Here is a 16,544-nt window from a genome sequence, read left to right as displayed (position 1 = left end):
CCCGGCTCAACCAAAGGTGAAGGCGTAGGCATGGACACCCGGATCGAGGAACTCGATCTCGAAGGTGCGTTCACGCACATCGCCGGATTGGCGGATCAACTGGTACAGGCGGTGCTCGCCGACCTGGCCGCTGCCATCGGCGGATACGTCGCCGCCGGCGGCCGCGCCCGGCGGCTGTCCATCTAGGCGCACGCGGTAGCGCACCGGCTTGCCGTCCTGCGCGGGGGCCAGCACCAGGTGCAGGTCGCGCGCGTGGAAGCGGAACGCGATGCGGCCGCCGGCCTGCGCCAACTGCACGTCCTCATCGCCGACCGTCCAGCGCCCGCCCAGCGCCCACTCGTTGAGCGCCAGCGAGGCGGGCAGTGCGTAGGCGGCCTGGCGGTCGGGTTGCTGGCCACCCGGTGAGGCGAAATGCTCGGCGCGCGCATGGCCCAGGTAGGTCTCGGGCGATTTGAGGTTGCGCATGTCGGCCTGGCGCTCCACGCCCTCGCGTGCCGTGGCCGTCATGGCCTGTGCCGGTTCGCCGGGCAGCGTGTTGCCGGCCTCGCGCAGCAGTTGGCGGATGATCTGCTCGGACTGCGCATAGTTGCCTTCGCCGAAGTGGTGCGCGCGGATGCGGCCCTGGGCATCGATGAAGTAGTGCGCCGGCCAGTAGCGGTTGTTGAAGCCACGCCAGATCGCGAAGTCGTTGTCGATCGCCACCGGATAGGTGACCTGCAGATCCCTGACCGCGCGCTGCACGTTGCCGAGGTTGCGCTCGAAGGCGAATTCCGGCGCGTGCACGCCGATGACCACCAGCCCGTGGTTGCGGTAGCGCTCGGCCCATTCGCGCACATAGGGCAGGGCACGCAGGCAGTTGATGCAGGAATAGGTCCAGAAATCGACCAGCACGACCTTGCCGCGCAGCGACGGCCCATCCAGCGGTGGACTGTTGAGCCAGCCGGTGGCGCCGGCGAGCGAGGGCAGTGTGCCTTCAACCGGCAAGTCGCCATCGACCGCGCGATCGGCGGCCCGCATCATCATCGCTCCGCCTGCCGGCGGCGACTGCGCCGGCAGCGCATCCAGCAGGCCCTGCTCCAGCCGCGCGGTACTGACCGTGGACAGGCGCGTCAGCACGCCGGTATCCCAGCCCATCGCGATGGCCACCACCGCCAGCAGCGCGGCAATGCCCAGTCCGCGCCGCACCCATTCCCCTACGCCGAGACGCTGCTTGAGGGCGGCGAATACGCGCCCGCCGATCCAGATCGCCAGCGCCAGCGAGGTGGCCGCGCCCAGGGCATAGGCCAGCAGAAGCGTGCTGGTGCCCACGCTGGCGCCCTGCAACGCCGCGCCGGTCAGGATGAGGCCCAGGATCGGGCCGGCGCACGGTGCCCACAGCAGGCCGGTGGCCACGCCGATCAGCAGCGAGGTACCCACCCCGCCGCGCCCGGCATCGCTGGCCGCATCGGCCGACGCACTCAGTCGCGCACCCAGGCGCTGGAACGGCGACAGCAGCCGGTTGGCCAGGGTCGGCCACAGCAGCGCTACGGCAAACACCGCCATCACCACCAGCGCGATCCAGCGGCCCACCTGGTTGGCCTGGGCCACCCACTGGCTGCCGACCGCCGCCAGGCTGGCGACCACCGCGAACATCAGCGCCATGCCAACCAGCAGCGGCAGACCACTGCGCAGGAACGGCCGGTCCGAACGCGCGAACACGAAGGGCAGCACGGGCAGGATGCAGGGGCTGAGGATGGTCAGCACGCCACCCAGGTAGGCCAGCACAAGCAGGAGCATCGGAAAGTCCTTTCAGGAAGGGGGGAAGGCCGGGCAGGGGCCGGGGGTCAGGTGCTGTCGTCGGCGCCGCGCGGCACGAACTGCATCGCGACACCGTTCATGCAGTAGCGCAGGCCGGTGGGACGCGGGCCGTCATCGAAGACGTGGCCGAGGTGGCCGCCGCAGCGCCGGCAATGCGCTTCCACGCGCACCATGCCGAAGGTGGTGTCGCGATCCTCGCCGACGGCGTCGTGCAGCGGCGCCCAGAAGCTCGGCCAACCGGTGCCGCTGTCGAACTTGGTGGACGAGGAGAACAACGGCAGCGCGCAGCCGGCACAGGTGAAGGTGCCGCGCCGGTGCTCCTTGTTCAGCGGGCTGCTGAACGGACGTTCCGTGCTTTGCCGGCGCAGCACTGCGTACTGCGCCGGGGTGAGCTGCGCCCGCCATTGCGCATCGGTGCGCATCACCTCGAACTGGCGCACCGGTGCGGCAGGCGCGGCAGGTGCGGGGCCACTGCAGGCGGACAGGCCGAACAGGCCGGCGGCAGCGGCCATGCCGCCCATGCCGAGCACATTGCGACGGGTGTAACGCATGGCCGATCTCCAGGGAGGGATACGATGCGGTCATGCTGCGCCCGGCCCGGTCAACGAATCCTCACGCAGGGTTAAATTTTCCGTGACACATTCAGGTGCGGATCGGTCGACAATGCGGCCATGTCCCTTGCCGATCGCCCCGTACCGATGAGCAGCGCCAAGCGTGTCCTGATCGTCGAAGACGATGTCCACATTGCCACCCTGCTGCGCATGCACCTGCGTGACGAAGGCTATGACGTCACCCATGCCGCCACCGGTGATGAGGGTCTGGCCCTGCTCGAAGCGCAGCCGTGGAGCGCGTTGGTGCTGGACCTGATGCTGCCGGGCGTGGATGGTCTGGAGATCTGCAAGCGCGCGCGTGCGATGGCGCGCTATACCCCGATCATCATCACCAGCGCGCGGGCCAGCGAAGTGCATCGCATCCTCGGGCTGGAGCTGGGGGCAGACGACTACCTGGCCAAACCGTTTTCGATGCTGGAGCTGGTGGCGCGGGTCAAGGCCCTGCTGCGCCGGGTGGAGGCGATGGCGCTCAATGCCCGCATCGATGCCGGCGAGCTGGACGTGGCCGGCATCCGCATCGATCCGGTCGCGCGCACCGCGCAACTGGAGGGCCGGGCGCTTGACCTGACGCCGCGCGAGTTCGACCTGCTGTATTTCTTCGCCCGGCACCCGGGCCAGGTGTACTCCCGCATGGACCTGCTCAACCAGGTCTGGGGCTACCAGCACGACGGCTACGAACACACCGTCAACACGCACATCAACCGCCTGCGCAACAAGATCGAACGCGATCCGGCCACGCCGCAGCGCATCCAGACGGTATGGGGGCGCGGCTACAAACTGGTCGATGGCAGCGAGGGCGCACAGGCATGATCCGCCTGACCCTGTCCCAGCGCCTGTCGGTGGTGTTCTGCGCGCTGCTGCTGGTGTGCTGCGCGGCGCTGGTGATGATCCAGATGCGCAGCACCGCGGTGCACGAGCAGGAAACCGTGCAGCGGCTGTCGCGCGGCCTGGCCGAGCACATCGCGCGCAGCGGCGAACTGATGGATGCACGCGGCATGCGTGGCGGCGAAGTGCGCGCGCTGTTCGGCAAGCTGATGGCGGTCAATCCGAGCGTGGAGGTGTACCTGCTCGACGACCAGGGCCGCATCCTCGGCCACGATGCGCCGGACGGCCATCTCAAGCGCAGCCGCGTGGATCTGGCGCCGGTGCGTGCGCTGCTGCGCGATGAACCGCTGCCGATCCTCGGCGACGACCCGCGCAGCACGACCGGACGCAAGGTGTTCAACGCGGCGCCGCTATGGGTGCAGGGGCGCCAGGCCGGCTATATCTACGTGGTGCTGGTCGGCGAACAGCGTGAAGCCCTGGCGGCCAACATCGCCGCCAACGCCACGCTGCGCACCACGTTGTGGTCACTGGCGATCGTGGCCCTGGTCGGCCTGCTGGCCGGCGTGGTGGCGTTCCGCTGGGTCACCCGACCGCTGCGCCAGCTGACCCGGCGCATCCAGGCGTTCGACGTCGACGGTGCGGCCCCCGGCACGGTGCCGCCGCCGACCCCGCTGCGACCGGGAGAGCGCGACGAACTGGCCATCCTCCAGCACAGCTTCGGGCACATGGCCCAGCGGCTGGGCGAGCAATGGCAGCAGCTGCGCCAGCAGGATCTGCAGCGGCGCGAGCTGGTCGCCAACATCTCCCACGACCTGCGCACACCGCTGTCGTCGCTGCATGGCTACCTGGAAACGCTGGCGCTGAAGGATGCCACGCTCGGTGCCGACGAGCGCCAGCGTTATCTCGGCATCGCACTGGCGCAGAGCCGCAAGGTCGGTGCACTGGCCCAGGCGCTGTTCGAACTGGCGCGGCTGGAGCACGGTGGAGTCACGCTGGATCGGCAGGCGTTCTCGCTTCCGGACCTCCTCCAGGACGTCTTCCAGAAATTCGAACTGTCCGCGCAGGCGCGCCGGCAGACACTGACTGCCGACATCCCGCCCGGGCTGCCGACGGTGGTGGGCGACCTGGGTCTGATCGAGCGGGTACTGACCAACCTGCTCGACAACGCGATCCGCCACACCCCCGAAGGCGGGCGCATCGAGGTGGTGCTGCGGGCCGAGGACGGCGAGGTGCAGGTCAGCATCGCCGACAGTGGTCCCGGCATCCCCATCGAGCGGCGCGCGACGCTGTTCACCACGCCGCCCGCGCTGGGCAGTGCACGCCCGGACAGTGGCGGGCTGGGTCTGTTGATCGTGCACCGCATCCTGCAGCTGCACCAGCGCGACATCCACCTGCTCGACAGCCGCGAAGGCGCCTTGTTCGCCTTCACCCTGCCGGCGGCGCCGGCGCGCTGACCCGCGAGCCAGGACAAAAAAAGACCCGACAGAGGGAGGGTTCTGTCGGGTCTGGGATTGCGTGGGGGGAGGGACCCACGCAAATGCGATGTCGATGGGGTTCAGCGGCGGCCGGTACCGGCAGCGCCTGCGAACGGTTGCCGCGCCAGTTCGCCGAACGCCTCGGAGGCCTTCAGCCCCAGGCCAACCACTTCCTGGTGGGCACTGGCCCAGCGCGCGAGGTTGTCGCGGGCCAGCTGGGCGCCCTTGGGCAACAGCGTGCCCGGTTCCTGTGACTGCACGATTTCACCGAAGAACCCGCTGGTGGCGGTGATGTTCTTCTCCAGCGTCTTCAACTGCACGCCGAACATGCTTTCGGCATTCTCCAGTGCGAGCCGGTTGGCACGCGTGGCCGTGGCGGCCAGCTGGCGGGTGTAGTCGCTGAAGGAATCGGTGAACGCGGACGTCATGGCAGGACGGCTCGAGAACGTTGATGCAATGCAGCATACGCCGAATTTATTGCGATGCAACAAATTCCTGCCCGTTACGGTCCGGTTTCAGTCAAACCACTTGCAGATCAATGGGTTGTCTTGCCGATTGCGGTGTTCATCGGGCGGTCGCCGGCCAGTGGCCGGCCCTGCTGCCGCGTTCCAGGCCTCAGCCGCGGTAGCGGCAGCCCGAGGTGCAGGTCTCGTGCACGGTCACTTCGCTGAGCTGGGGCAGCGCCGGCTTGAGCTCGTCCCAGATCCAGATCGCCAGCCGTTCGCTGGTCGGGTTGTCCAGGCCGGGAATGTCGTTGAGGTAGTGGTGGTCCAGGCGGTCGTAGATCGGCTGGAAGGCGGCTTTGACGTCGCCGAAATCCATGATCCACCCGGTCTGTTCGCCTGGCTCGCCTTCCACCTTCAGCTCCACACGGAAGGAGTGGCCATGCAGGCGCGCGCACTTGTGGCCCGGCGGCACGTTGGGGAGGCGGTGCGCGGCCTCGAGGGTGAAGACTTTGAAGATTTCCATCGGCCCATTGTACTGGGCTCACTGGCCGTGGGTGGGCGCGAGATGCCACGCCGCCCTCACAAAAACATTTCCATCCGGATGAAGAGATGTTAATTTCTCTTATATCCGTATGAAGAGATGTTATTGGCCGCCCCCCGGCCAGGCATGGACTACTGCGGAACTTGTCGTCCACCACCCCACTGAAGTTCATGCCCAAGCACACTCTTCTTGTAGCGGCTCTTTCCGCTGCACTGGCCACGCCTTTGCCTGCGCTGGCGTATTCCTCCGCCGATACCGCCGCTGCCGATGCCGCCGGCGAGAGCACGACGCTCGCCGCGGTGCGGGTCACCGGCTCCAACATCAAACGTACCGACACCGAAAGCGCCAATCCGGTGCAGGTGATCGACCGCCAGCAGTTGGAGGAGACCGGCAAGGCCACCGTCGCCGACCTGCTGCGCTCGATCTCGGCCAACACCGGCAATGCCACCAACGAAACCACCAACAACGGCTGGGCGTCCGGTTCGGCCGGTATCGGCCTGCGCGGCCTGTCGCAGAAGAACACGCTGGTGCTGCTCAACGGGCGCCGCCTGGCCAACTACGGCTTCCCGGCCGGCGGCCTGTCAGACACCTTCGTCAACCTCAACGCGCTGCCGCTGGTGGCGGTGGAACGCATCGAAGTGCTCAAGGACGGCGCCTCGGCGGTGTACGGCTCCGACGCAGTAGCCGGTGTGGTCAACATCATCACCCGGCAGAACTTCCAGGGCGCCGACCTCGGTGGCAGCCTCGGCACGGCCGACCAGGGCGGGCTGGACGAGCAGAACCTGAAGTTCATCGGCGGCATCGGCGACCTCGACACCGATGGCTACAACATCCTGGTGAGCCTGGAAGGCTACAACCGCGAGCGCCTGGACCAGGACCAGCGCGACCTCACCAGGTCCGGCATCTATACCGACACGCCCGGCGGCCGCTGGAACGGCTGGTCGGCCAAGGGCGCGCGCTATCTGATCAACGGCGCTTCGGTGCCGATGCTCGATGCCAGCGGCAACTGCCCGGAAGGCACCACGCTGGTGGCCAGCGCGCCGATCGACGGCCTTGCCGGCAACACCTGCGGCTTCAACCAGGCGCCGTACACCACGCTGATTCCCTCCACCAAGCGCTACCAGGCCTACGTCAACGGCACCTTCCGCGTGAACGATTCCGTCGAAGCCTTCGGCGAAGTGCTGTACAGCGACATCAAGGGCGTCTCCTGGTTCGGCAGCAGCCCGTTCTTCACCCTGGAAAGCGGCCGCTTCGCTCTGAATGCCGATACCGGCCTGGCCGAGCCGGTGTCATCCAACCTGCCCGCCAGCAGCCCGTACAACCCGTATGGCCGCGCGGTGCCGATCGAGTACACCTTCTTCAACCTTGGGCCGACCATCAAGACCAACCGGTCGCAGGCCTACCGCGGCCTGGTCGGGGTGCGCGGCAGCCTGCAGAACTGGGACTGGGAAGTGGGCGCGTTCGGCGCACGCAGCAGCGAGCGCGAAACCGTCTCCGGCGGCTTTGCCAACCGCTATGCGCTGGCTGCGGCGCTGGCCGATGGCAGTTACAACCTGCTCAACCCGTCCGCAACCGCACCGGACGTGCTCAACGCCATCAACATCAGCACGCTGCGGCCGGCCGAATCGGTGCTGCAGGGCGTGGATGCCAGGATATCCGGTGCGCTCGGCCACACCTGGGCCGGTGAGATCGGCTTCGCCGCCGGTGCCGAGTGGCGCCGCGAGAAGCTCGACTCCAACAACCCGTGGCAGATCGATGCCGGCCTGCAGATCCGCCCGGCCATCGCCGAGGTGCACGGCGAGCGCAAGGTCACCGCAGCCTATGCCGAGGTCAATGTGCCGCTGGCCGAGCGGCTGGAACTGCAGGCCGCCGCGCGTGCCGACCATTACAGTGATTTCGGCGATGCGTTCTCGCCCAAGCTGAGCCTGCGCTGGCAGCCGTGGGACATCCTGCTGGTGCGTGCCGCCGCCTCCAGGGGCTTCCGCGCGCCGTCGCTGTCGGAGAACTCCAACAGCACCAGCATCGCCTACGGCAGCGTGATCGACCCGCGTGATCCGGACGTGCCGGGCTCGCGCCAGAACCCGACCTTCTTCACCGTCGGCAACAACGACCTCAAGCCCGAACGCACCAGGAGCTTCAACGCCGGCATCGTACTGTCGCCGTGGTCCAACACCAGCCTGAGCGTGGACTACTACCGCATCGAGCTGGAGAACCTGGTGGGTACCAACAACACCCAGACCCTGGTGACCGACAACGTGCCCGGCGCGGTCCTGCGCGATGAGCGCGGCAAGCTGCTGGCGGTGTACAACCGCTACCAGAACCTGAGCGAACTGAAGACCTCCGGCGTCGACGTGGAACTGCGCCAGCGCTTCCCGACCGAGCGCGCCGGCGACTTCGGGCTCAGCAGCGCCTTCACCCACGTGCGCAGCTACCGCCGCCCCACCGTGGTCGGTGGGCCGCTGGTGGACTATGCCGGCAGCAACCGGGGCGCCACGCTGCCCAGGAACAAGGCCACCACCACCCTGGACTGGAGCTATGGCGACATCCGCACCGCGCTGACCTGGTACTACACCAGTGGCTATGACCAGAAGGCCAGCGCCGCCGCCACCGCGGTGCAGGATCGTGTGGATGCCTACAGCCAGTTCGATCTGTACCTGGCCTACACCGGGCTGGAGAAGCTGACCCTGTACGCCAAGATCCAGAACCTGGCCGATGAGGAACCGCCGTACGACGCCTCCTTCCCGGGCATCCGCGCGCCGTACGACTTCAGTCAGTACGACCTGCGTGGCCGCTATGTCACGGTCGGTTTCGACTACCGCTTCTGACCACGTCCGTCACCATCGGGGCCGGCATGCACGCCGGCCCCCGTTTCATGGGGAACCGCTGTGTCCTTGCATCGTGTCGTGTCACGTCCCATCGCCTGGCTGGTGGGATCGCTCTGGTTGCTGGCTGCGCCAGCCTTCGCGCAGAGCGCGTACTTCTTTCCGCAGGGCGGTGATTTCGATCCGTCCATTCCCACCCCGCAGCAGTTCCTCGGCTACGAGATCGGCAGCCGCTATACCCGCCACGACCAGCTGGTGGCCTATTTCGACGAACTGGCCCGGCATTCGGACAAAATCAAGGTCGAGCGCATCGGCACCAGCTACGAAGGCCGCCCCCTGCTGATCGCCACCGTCACCTCGGCGCAGAACCATCAGCAGTTGGAGACCCTCCGCCGCCAGCACGTCACCCTGGCCGATCCGGCACAGCCGCTGTCGGCGGCCGGCAACAGCCCGGTGGTGGTCTGGCTGGGCTACAGCGTGCACGGCAATGAAACCTCCAGCGGGGAGGCGGCACTGCTGACTGCCTACTACCTGGTGGCCAACCGCAGTGCCGATACCGCCCAGTGGCTGGATCGGGCGGTGGTGCTGTTCGATCCCGCGCAGAACCCCGACGGCCGCGACCGCGCGGCAAGCTGGCACAACGCCTACGCGTCGTCGCCGGCATCGGCCGATCCGGCCGACAAGGAACACGTCGAACCGTTCCCACAGGGACGTACCAACCACTATTTCACCGACCTCAACCGCGACTGGCTGGCGCTGACCCAGCAGGATACGCGGCCGAAGATCGCCTACTTCCATCGCTGGTATCCCAACGTCCAGATCGACTTCCACGAGATGGGCAAGGACAGCACCTACTACTTCGAGCCGTCGCCGGCGAGCATGCACAGCCCGCTGATCCCGGCCGCGTCGTACGCGTTCAACAGGACCCTGGCCAGGTACCACGCACAGGCGCTGGATGCGCTGGGCTCGCTGTACTACACCGGCGAGAACTTCGACAACTTCTCGCCGGTGTACGGCTCCACCTACCCCGACTTCCACGGCGCCGTCGGAGTGACGGTCGAGCAGGCCAGCTCGCGCGGGCGCGTGCAGGAGTCGGTCAACGGCCTGCTCACGTTCCCCTTCACCATCCGCAACCAGGTGGCCACCGGCCTGGGCACCGTGCGCGGTGCGGTCACCGAACGCGACGGGCTGATTGCGTTGCAGAAGGATTTCTTCCAGTCCGCGCTGACGCAGGCGGGCCAGCAGCCGGTGAAGGCATTCGTGTTCGGCGACGCGCATGATCCCGGCCTGACCGCCCGACTGCTCGACCTGCTGTTGCAGCACCGGATCACCGTGCAGCCGCTGACCGCAGCGGTGACCGTGGACGGCCAGCGCTTCCTCCCCGGGAGTGCATACGTGGTGCCGACCGCACAGCCCCAGTTCCGACTGGTGCATTCGATCTTCGCCGACACACCGCCGATCAAGGGCGACGTGTTCTATGGCAGCACGTCCTACGCCATCGCGCCGGCCTACGGGGTGGCCTTTGCCGGCAGCCGCAGCCGCCTCGACGGCGGTCCGCGCATCACCGCAGTGGCACCGGCACAGGGGGGCGTGAGTGGCGGCCAGGCCGGCTTCGCGTACGTGCTCGACTGGCGCGACTACAACGCCAGCCAGGCGTTGTACGCGCTGCAGGCACGGGGGCTGAAGACCCGTGCCGCCTTCCAGCCGTTCACGGCGGCCACCGCCGACGGCGAGCAGTCGTTCGCGCGCGGCAGCGTGGTGATTCCGGTAGCCGGCCAGCCGCTGGCCGGAGGGGAACTGCTGGCGGCGGTCGAGCAGGTGGCGCGCGACAGTGGTGTGCGCCTGTACGCGGTGGCCAGTGGCCAGAGCCGCAGCGGTATCGACCTGGGCAGCGACAGCGTGAAATCGCTGCGCACACCGGCAGTGGCGCTGGTGATGGGCGAGGGCGTCAGTGCCACCGAGATCGGATCGGCGTGGTTCCTGCTTGACCAGCAGGTGCGGCTGCCGGCCAGCAAGCTGGACCCGGCCCAGCTGGGCAAGGTCACGCTGGACCGTTACACCACGATCGTGCTCGCCGGCGGCACCTACGCCGGTGTCGACGCGGCCGCAGTGGCGGCGCTGAAGCGCTGGATCAACGCCGGTGGATCACTGGTCACCTATGGCAGCGCCGCGCGCTGGGCGATCGAGCAGAAGCTCGCCGACGAAGTGCTGGGCGCAGAAGAAACGCAACCGGATGCCTCGCGCCGGGCATTCGGCGACCAGCGCGACATCGCCGCGATCGAGCGGGTGAGTGGCAACATCCTCAGTGCCGATGTGGACACCAGCCATCCGCTGGGCTTCGGCCTGCCACGCACGGAACTGGCGGTCAACAAGGAGAACGGCATCAGCTTCAAGCCGAGCCGCAATCCGTTTTCCACGGTGGTGCGCATCGACGCCACGCCGCGCGTCAACGGCTATCTGTCCGAGGCCAACCGCAACCGCGTGGCGGGCTCGGCATGGCTGCTGGTCTCGCCGCAAGGGCAGGGCAACGTGGTCCTGTTCGCTGACGATCCGGCGCACCGCAAGTACTGGCACGGCACCGAGCGGCTGCTGTTGAACGCGATCTTCTTCGGCAACCAGCTCAACCCGGCCAAGCAACGCGGGTAGAGCCGGGCTCTGCCCGGCGGCCCTCCACGCCAACCCCGGCCCCCCCGCGCAATGAAAAAGGGCGACGCAGTGCGTCGCCCTTTTTCTGTTTCAGCACTCCGCGAACGGATCAGCCCGCGCGGCTGCCGCCACCCGGACCGCGGCCACCACTGCCACGACGCTGGCCCTGCGGCTGGCCGCCACGCGGCGCACCGCGGCCGGCACCATCGCGCTGGCCGCCACCGGCCTTCTTCGGGCCGGCATGGGCGTGGCGCGGGGCCTCGCTGTGCGGACGACGCGCGTGCTTGCGCGGCGAACGGTCGCCACCGGGCTGCTCGGCCTTGCCCGGCGCGCTGTTGCCCCAGCGGATCGGCGTCTGCGGCTCGAAGCCCGGCACGTCGCGGATGTCCATGTCCTTGTCCAGCAGGCGCACGATCTGGCGCAGCAGCTTGGCCTCGTCCTGCGCCACCAGCGAGATCGCCTGGCCGGTCGAGCCGTTGCGGCCGGTACGACCGATGCGGTGCACGTAATCTTCGGCCACCATCGGCAGGTCGTAGTTGATGACCTTCGGCAGCTCGTTGATGTCGATACCGCGTGCGGCAATGTCGGTGGCCACCAGCACGGTCACGCGGCCGGCCTTGAAGTCGCCGAGGGCACGCAGACGCTGGCCCTGGCTCTTGTTGCCGTGGATCGCCGCGGTCTTGATGCCGGACTTCTCCAGGAACGTGGCCAGCTTGTCGCAGCCGTGCTTGGTACGGCCGAACACCAGGGTCTGCTCACGGCTGTCCTGGGCCAGCAGGTGCAGCAGCAGTTCGCGCTTGCGCGCGCCATCGACCGGGTGCACGCGGTGGGTGATGGTTTCGGCGACGGTGTTCTTCGGCGTGACCTGGATCTGTTCCGGGTTGCGCATGAACTCCAGCGCCAACTGCTTGATGCTCTCCTCGAAGGTGGCCGAGAACAGCAGGGTCTGGCGGTTCTGGCGCGGCAGCTTGGCCAGGATCTTCTTGATCGACGGCAGGAAGCCCATGTCGAGCATGCGGTCGGCTTCGTCCAGCACCAGCACTTCGATCCCGGACAGGTCGACGCTGCGACGCTCCAGGTGGTCGATCAGGCGGCCCGGGCAGGCCACCAGCAGGTCCACGCCACGGCGCAGCACGTCGAACTGGTTGCCCATGCCGACGCCGCCGTAGATGCAGGCGCTCGGAATGCGCAGGTACTTGCTGTAGCCGCGCAGGCTGTCATGCACCTGGGTAGCCAGCTCGCGGGTCGGTGCCAGCACCAGCGCACGCGGCTTGCGCGGGCCGTTGACGGCCTGCGGGTTGGTGGCCAGATGCTGCAGCAGCGGCAGGCCGAAGGCAGCGGTCTTGCCGGTGCCGGTCTGGGCGCCGGCCAGCAGGTCGCGGCCGTCCAGGGCCAGCGGGATGGCCTGTTCCTGGATCGGGGTAGGGGTGTCGTAACCCTGCTCGGCCAAGGCACGCAGCAGGAAGGGCGCAAGGCCCAGCGATTCAAAAGACATCGGGTGGAAGCTCCAAAAACGAAGTAACGCCAGGCCGAATGGCCGGACGTGAGGCAGATCATTGAGATCGGCTGACTCGGAGCGTTCCCGTAAACCGCGCTGCGAGAATTGGGTGCAGCCGGCGCGGTGCGCAGACTGGAATGCATGACGAATGGCGTCGGAGTGGGGGCGGGCGACGGATCGTTGATCCATATCGCCGGCGATCCCGAAGGGAAACGGACGGCCGCTGCAGACCCGCCTAGTCTAACGGATGTTTGAGATCCATACCAAATCGACCTGTTCAGTTATGGGCCAAGGGCAGGGAACGGCCGACGAGCGCCGCATGGCCCACGTCCGCCGCGGGGCGCGCCTGCCTCTGGAGGACATGGCCCCCCCGATCCTGAGCGCGGGGTGGCGCCGTGGCGCGCAGGACGGAGGGCCGTTGCCGCACGAGCCCGGCCAGCACGGCGGGGGGGTATCGTTTATGGTGGATTTCTGTCGCAACGCAGCTTGGCTGCGCCGCGCATTTGATTACACTTGAAACCTATTTTCAGCGATCCCGGATACCCACCCATGAAGCTTGGTTCTTTGAAGGAAGGCGGCCGCGACGGCACCCTGATCGTCGTCTCGCGCGACCTCGCCCACGGCGTGCGCGCCACCGGCATCGCCGGCACGCTGCAGCAGGCCCTGGAAGACTGGAGCCACGTGGCGCCGCGCTTGAATGCGCTGTATGAGTCGCTCAACGACGGCAGCGCCGACGGGGTGTTCGACATCGACATGCAGGCGCTGGCCGCACCGTTGCCGCGGGCCTATGAATTTGTCGACGGCAGCGCCTACCTGCCGCACGTCGAGCGCGTCCGTCGCGCCCGTGGTGCCGAGGTGCCGGAGAGCTTCTACACCGATCCGCTGATGTACCAGGCCACCAGCGCCGGCTTCTACGGCCCGCGCGATGCGGTCAAGGTGGTCAGCGAGGACTACGGGATCGACCTGGAAGCGGAGATCGTGGTGATCACCGACGACGTGCCGATGGCAGTCACTCCCGAGCAGGCCGCCGGCCACATCCAGCTGGTGGGCCTGGTCAACGACGTCTCCCTGCGCAACCTGATCCCGGGCGAGCTGGCCAAGGGCTTCGGCTTCCTGCAGTCCAAGCCGCGCTCGGCGCTGTCGCCGGTGTTCGTCACCCCTGACGAGCTGGGCGAGGCCTGGCAGGACAGCAAGGTGCACCTGCCGCTGGTCACGCATATCAATGGTGTCTGGTTCGGCGCGCCGGAAGCGGGGGTGGACATGCAGTTCAACTTCGCCCAGCTGGTTGCCCATGCGGCCAAGACCCGCCCGCTGGGCGCCGGCGCGATCGTCGGCTCGGGCACCATCGCCAACGAAGACACCAGCAAGGGCGCCTCGTGCTTCGCCGAGCAGCGCACCGTTGAAACCCTGCGCGACGGCAAGCCGAGCACGCCGTTCATGTCCTTCGGCGACGTGGTCCGGATCGAAATGCTGGATGCCGCCGGCAAGAGCATCTTCGGTGCGATCGAGCAGCGCATCGAACAGGCAGTCAAGCCCTGAACGCACGTTACGGAGCGCACATGGACCGCATCGAGCTGTACAGCTACTGGCGCTCCAGCGCGGCCTACCGCGTGCGCATCGGCCTGAACCTGAAGGGCCTGCCGCACCAGATCACGCCGGTGCATCTGGTGCGCGACGGCGGACAGCAGCACACCGCCGCCTATGCCGCGCTCAATCCGCAGGAGCTGGTACCGACCCTGCGGCATGGCGAACGCGTGCTGCAGCAGTCGATGGCGATCCTGGAGTACCTCGACGAGGTGTTCCCGGACCCGGCGCTGCTGCCCGACGACGCTGAAGGACGGGCGCGTGTGCGGGCGCTGGCCCAGCTGGTGGCCTGCGACATCCATCCGCTCAACAATCTGCGGGTGATGCAGTTCTTCAGCGATACCTGGAGCGTGCCGCAGCCCGAGCGCGACGACTGGACCCGACACTGGATCCGGGTGGGGTTCGACGCGATGGAGCGGATGCTGGTCGAATCGGTCGATACCGGCCGGTTCTGCCACGGCGACATCCCGACCCTGGCCGACTGCTGCCTGGTACCGCAGATGTACAACGCGCGCCGCTTCAAGCTGGACCTGGAGCCGTACCCGACCCTGGTCCGCATCGATGCGGCGTGCCTGGCCCTGCCGGCGTTCGCGGCGGCCAAGCCGGAAAGCCAGGCCGACGCGTCGGCCTGACGAAGGCGTACCGACCAACGGTCGGTACCCACCGGCGCCGGATCAGAACCCGTGCGTGATCGCGGCCGGGGTGGCGGCCGAATAATCGGCGTAGGGGTCGTGCTCGCCGCTGCCGCCTTCGGACAGGCGGAACTTCAGCGCCAGGCCATCGCGCGAGTCGGCCGCGCGCAGCGCTTCCTCCTGCTCGATGATCCCCGACTTGGCCATCCGGAACAGGCACTGGTCGAAACTCTCCATGCCTTCCTCCAGCGAGGCTTCCATCGCCGCCTTGATCTCGTGCACCTGGCCGCGGCGCAGCAGGTCGCGGATCATCGGGGTGTTGATCAGCACTTCGGTGGCCGGCAGACGGCGTCCGTCCTTGCCCTTGACCAGCCGCTGGGAGACCACTGCGCGCAGGTTGAGGGAGAGGTTCATCAGCACGTTGCGATGTGCGCTCTCCGGGAAGAAGTTGAGGATGCGCTCGATGGTCTGGTCGGCGTTGTTGGAGTGCAGGGTGGCCAGGCACAGGTGCCCGGTCTCGGCGAAGGCGATCGCCGCCTCCATCGTCTCCGCATCCAGGATCTCGCCGATCAGGATCACGTCCGGCGCCTCGCGCATCGCGTTCTTCAGCGCATTGTGGAAGGCGTGGGTGTCCAGGCCGACCTCGCGCTGGTTGACGATGGACATCTTGTGCTTGTGCAGGTACTCGATCGGGTCCTCGATGGTGAGGATGTGCCCGGTCGTGGTGCTGTTGCGGTGGTCGATCATCGAGGCCAGCGAGGTCGACTTGCCCGAACCGGTCGAGCCGACCACCAGCACCAGCCCGCGCGGGGTCATGATGACGTCCTTGAGCACCTGCGGGAGGTTGAGCTCCTCGATGCTGGGGATCTTGCTGCGGATGGCGCGGATCACCATGCCCACTTCGCCGCGCTGCTTGAACACGTTCACGCGGAAGCGCCCCGCGTCCGGCAGGGCGATGGCCATGTTGAGCTCCAGCTCGCGCTCGAACTGCGGTGCCTGGCCCTCGTCCATCAGCGAGTAGGCGATTTTCTTGACCATGCCGGGCGGCAGGCCGGTGTTCCCCAGCGGGTACAGCTTGCCCTCGATCTTGATGTACACCGGGGCTCCGGTGGTCAAGAACATGTCCGAAGCGTTCTTTTCGGTCATCAGCTTCAGGAAGTAGCCGATATCCATGCGCAATGTTTCCCCAACAAATCAGCGGCGTACCGTTGCAAGCACGCCGCAGGCTTCCGACAATGGCCGCGCACAGACAACCCGGCGACGGCACCCCAATGAAAACTAGCTTCGCACAAATACGACACCCTCTGTATGTGATGGTGTGCGCATTAGCGCTTGCCGGCACCGCCACGGCGCAGGAAGCGGCCCTGGAGCTGGCGCAGGCCCGTCAGGCCGTGGACAAGGCCACCCAGGCCGATGCCGACCAGTACGCACCGGACCTGATCGCCGTCGCGCGCCAGGGGCTGGAACAGGCCCAGCGCGCCGCCGGCGATCGCCGCGAGCGCAAGAACGCCCCGGCGCTGGCGCTGCGGGCCACGGTCGATGCCGACCTGGCCCGGGCCCGCAGCGAAGAAGCCACCGCCACCGCGCAGCTGCAACTGCGGCGCAACGAGGTGGCCCAGCTGCAGCGCCAGCTCGCCACCGGAGAAGACCGCCCGTGAAGCACACCC

13 protein-coding genes are annotated in these 16,544 nt (G+C 67.7%); 7 read left to right on the top strand and 6 right to left on the bottom strand.

Going from position 1 to position 16,544, the window contains the following annotated elements; genetic code table 11:
* Positions 1–6: 6 nt before the first annotated feature.
* Both ACPEH8_RS15535 and msrB read right to left on the bottom strand, forming a co-directional pair.
* Complete coding sequence (locus ACPEH8_RS15535; protein WP_262071580.1) at positions 7–1,776, bottom strand: cytochrome c biogenesis protein DipZ; 1,770 nt, start codon at positions 1,774–1,776, stop codon at positions 7–9.
* A gap of 47 nt (positions 1,777–1,823) precedes the next feature.
* Positions 1,824–2,348: a peptide-methionine (R)-S-oxide reductase MsrB gene (gene msrB / locus ACPEH8_RS15530; protein WP_017356826.1), complete on the bottom strand. Its 525-nt coding sequence runs from the start codon at positions 2,346–2,348 to the stop codon at positions 1,824–1,826.
* Between the two features lie 147 nt (positions 2,349–2,495).
* Between msrB and ACPEH8_RS15525 the strand changes: the two genes are divergently transcribed.
* Together ACPEH8_RS15525 and ACPEH8_RS15520 are read left to right on the top strand one after the other, a co-directional pair.
* On the top strand, positions 2,496–3,218 hold the full coding sequence (locus tag ACPEH8_RS15525; RefSeq protein WP_017356825.1) for a response regulator transcription factor: 723 nt from the start codon (positions 2,496–2,498) through the stop codon (positions 3,216–3,218).
* A complete protein-coding gene (locus ACPEH8_RS15520) occupies positions 3,215–4,687 on the top strand; it encodes a sensor histidine kinase (RefSeq protein WP_153164932.1) in 1,473 nt (490 codons plus the stop codon). The genes ACPEH8_RS15525 and ACPEH8_RS15520 overlap by 4 nt, the downstream gene beginning before the upstream one ends.
* Before the next feature lie 101 nt (positions 4,688–4,788).
* On the opposite strand, the gene ACPEH8_RS15515 is transcribed toward ACPEH8_RS15520, so the two are convergent.
* Together ACPEH8_RS15515 and queD are read right to left on the bottom strand one after the other, a co-directional pair.
* A complete protein-coding gene (locus ACPEH8_RS15515) occupies positions 4,789–5,136 on the bottom strand; it encodes a phasin family protein (RefSeq protein WP_136003553.1) in 348 nt (115 codons plus the stop codon).
* Positions 5,137–5,323: 187 nt separating this feature from the next.
* The gene (queD, locus tag ACPEH8_RS15510) at positions 5,324–5,677 is read right to left on the bottom strand and encodes a 6-carboxytetrahydropterin synthase QueD (protein ID WP_017356822.1); all 354 of its coding nucleotides are present in this window, start codon (positions 5,675–5,677) and stop codon (positions 5,324–5,326) included.
* A 188-nt stretch (positions 5,678–5,865) separates the two neighbouring features.
* Between queD and ACPEH8_RS15505 the strand changes: the two genes are divergently transcribed.
* Positions 5,866–8,520 carry a TonB-dependent receptor plug domain-containing protein gene (locus tag ACPEH8_RS15505; protein ID WP_136003765.1) on the top strand — a complete coding sequence of 885 codons (2,655 nt, stop codon included), beginning with the start codon at positions 5,866–5,868 and terminating at the stop codon, positions 8,518–8,520.
* Between the two features lie 60 nt (positions 8,521–8,580).
* The gene (locus tag ACPEH8_RS15500; RefSeq protein WP_423667350.1) at positions 8,581–11,163 is read left to right on the top strand and encodes a M14 family zinc carboxypeptidase; all 2,583 of its coding nucleotides are present in this window, start codon (positions 8,581–8,583) and stop codon (positions 11,161–11,163) included.
* 109 nt (positions 11,164–11,272) lie between these two features.
* Here ACPEH8_RS15500 and ACPEH8_RS15495 read toward each other — a convergent pair whose 3' ends face one another.
* On the bottom strand, positions 11,273–12,658 hold the full coding sequence (locus tag ACPEH8_RS15495) for a DEAD/DEAH box helicase (protein ID WP_136003557.1): 1,386 nt from the start codon (positions 12,656–12,658) through the stop codon (positions 11,273–11,275).
* A 552-nt stretch (positions 12,659–13,210) separates the two neighbouring features.
* Here ACPEH8_RS15495 and ACPEH8_RS15490 point away from each other — a divergent pair.
* Positions 13,211–14,200, top strand: coding sequence for a fumarylacetoacetate hydrolase family protein (locus tag ACPEH8_RS15490; RefSeq protein ID WP_017354726.1), 990 nt, complete (start codon positions 13,211–13,213; stop codon positions 14,198–14,200).
* A gap of 20 nt (positions 14,201–14,220) precedes the next feature.
* Positions 14,221–14,877, top strand: coding sequence for a maleylacetoacetate isomerase (maiA, locus tag ACPEH8_RS15485; RefSeq protein WP_017354725.1), 657 nt, complete (start codon positions 14,221–14,223; stop codon positions 14,875–14,877).
* 42 nt (positions 14,878–14,919) lie between these two features.
* On the opposite strand, the gene ACPEH8_RS15480 is transcribed toward maiA, so the two are convergent.
* Positions 14,920–16,050: a PilT/PilU family type 4a pilus ATPase gene (locus ACPEH8_RS15480; RefSeq protein ID WP_017354724.1), complete on the bottom strand. Its 1,131-nt coding sequence runs from the start codon at positions 16,048–16,050 to the stop codon at positions 14,920–14,922.
* Positions 16,051–16,148: 98 nt separating this feature from the next.
* On the opposite strand from ACPEH8_RS15480, the gene ACPEH8_RS15475 reads away from it, so the two are divergent.
* A complete protein-coding gene (locus ACPEH8_RS15475) occupies positions 16,149–16,535 on the top strand; it encodes a DUF4398 domain-containing protein (protein WP_017354723.1) in 387 nt (128 codons plus the stop codon).
* The last annotated feature ends 9 nt before the right edge of the window (positions 16,536–16,544 follow it).

Origin of the sequence: Stenotrophomonas sp. NPDC077461 (genome assembly GCF_049545475.1) — a bacterium.
Lineage (GTDB): Bacteria > Pseudomonadota > Gammaproteobacteria > Xanthomonadales > Xanthomonadaceae > Stenotrophomonas > Stenotrophomonas nematodicola.
The sequence above is the reverse complement of the archived record's forward strand: the minus strand, read 5'-3'. Positions and strand labels throughout refer to the sequence as shown.

Coding starts and splice junctions, on each gene's coding strand:
- ACPEH8_RS15535 (WP_262071580.1), bottom strand. CDS start 1,776: ATGCTCCTGCTTGTGCTGGCCTACCTGGGTGGCGTGCTGACCATCCTC.
- msrB (WP_017356826.1), bottom strand. CDS start 2,348: ATGCGTTACACCCGTCGCAATGTGCTCGGCATGGGCGGCATGGCCGCT.
- ACPEH8_RS15525 (WP_017356825.1), top strand. CDS start 2,496: ATGAGCAGCGCCAAGCGTGTCCTGATCGTCGAAGACGATGTCCACATT.
- ACPEH8_RS15520 (WP_153164932.1), top strand. CDS start 3,215: ATGATCCGCCTGACCCTGTCCCAGCGCCTGTCGGTGGTGTTCTGCGCG.
- ACPEH8_RS15515 (WP_136003553.1), bottom strand. CDS start 5,136: ATGACGTCCGCGTTCACCGATTCCTTCAGCGACTACACCCGCCAGCTG.
- queD (WP_017356822.1), bottom strand. CDS start 5,677: ATGGAAATCTTCAAAGTCTTCACCCTCGAGGCCGCGCACCGCCTCCCC.
- ACPEH8_RS15505 (WP_136003765.1), top strand. CDS start 5,866: ATGCCCAAGCACACTCTTCTTGTAGCGGCTCTTTCCGCTGCACTGGCC.
- ACPEH8_RS15495 (WP_136003557.1), bottom strand. CDS start 12,658: ATGTCTTTTGAATCGCTGGGCCTTGCGCCCTTCCTGCTGCGTGCCTTG.
- ACPEH8_RS15490 (WP_017354726.1), top strand. CDS start 13,211: ATGAAGCTTGGTTCTTTGAAGGAAGGCGGCCGCGACGGCACCCTGATC.
- maiA (WP_017354725.1), top strand. CDS start 14,221: ATGGACCGCATCGAGCTGTACAGCTACTGGCGCTCCAGCGCGGCCTAC.
- ACPEH8_RS15480 (WP_017354724.1), bottom strand. CDS start 16,050: ATGGATATCGGCTACTTCCTGAAGCTGATGACCGAAAAGAACGCTTCG.
- ACPEH8_RS15475 (WP_017354723.1), top strand. CDS start 16,149: ATGAAAACTAGCTTCGCACAAATACGACACCCTCTGTATGTGATGGTG.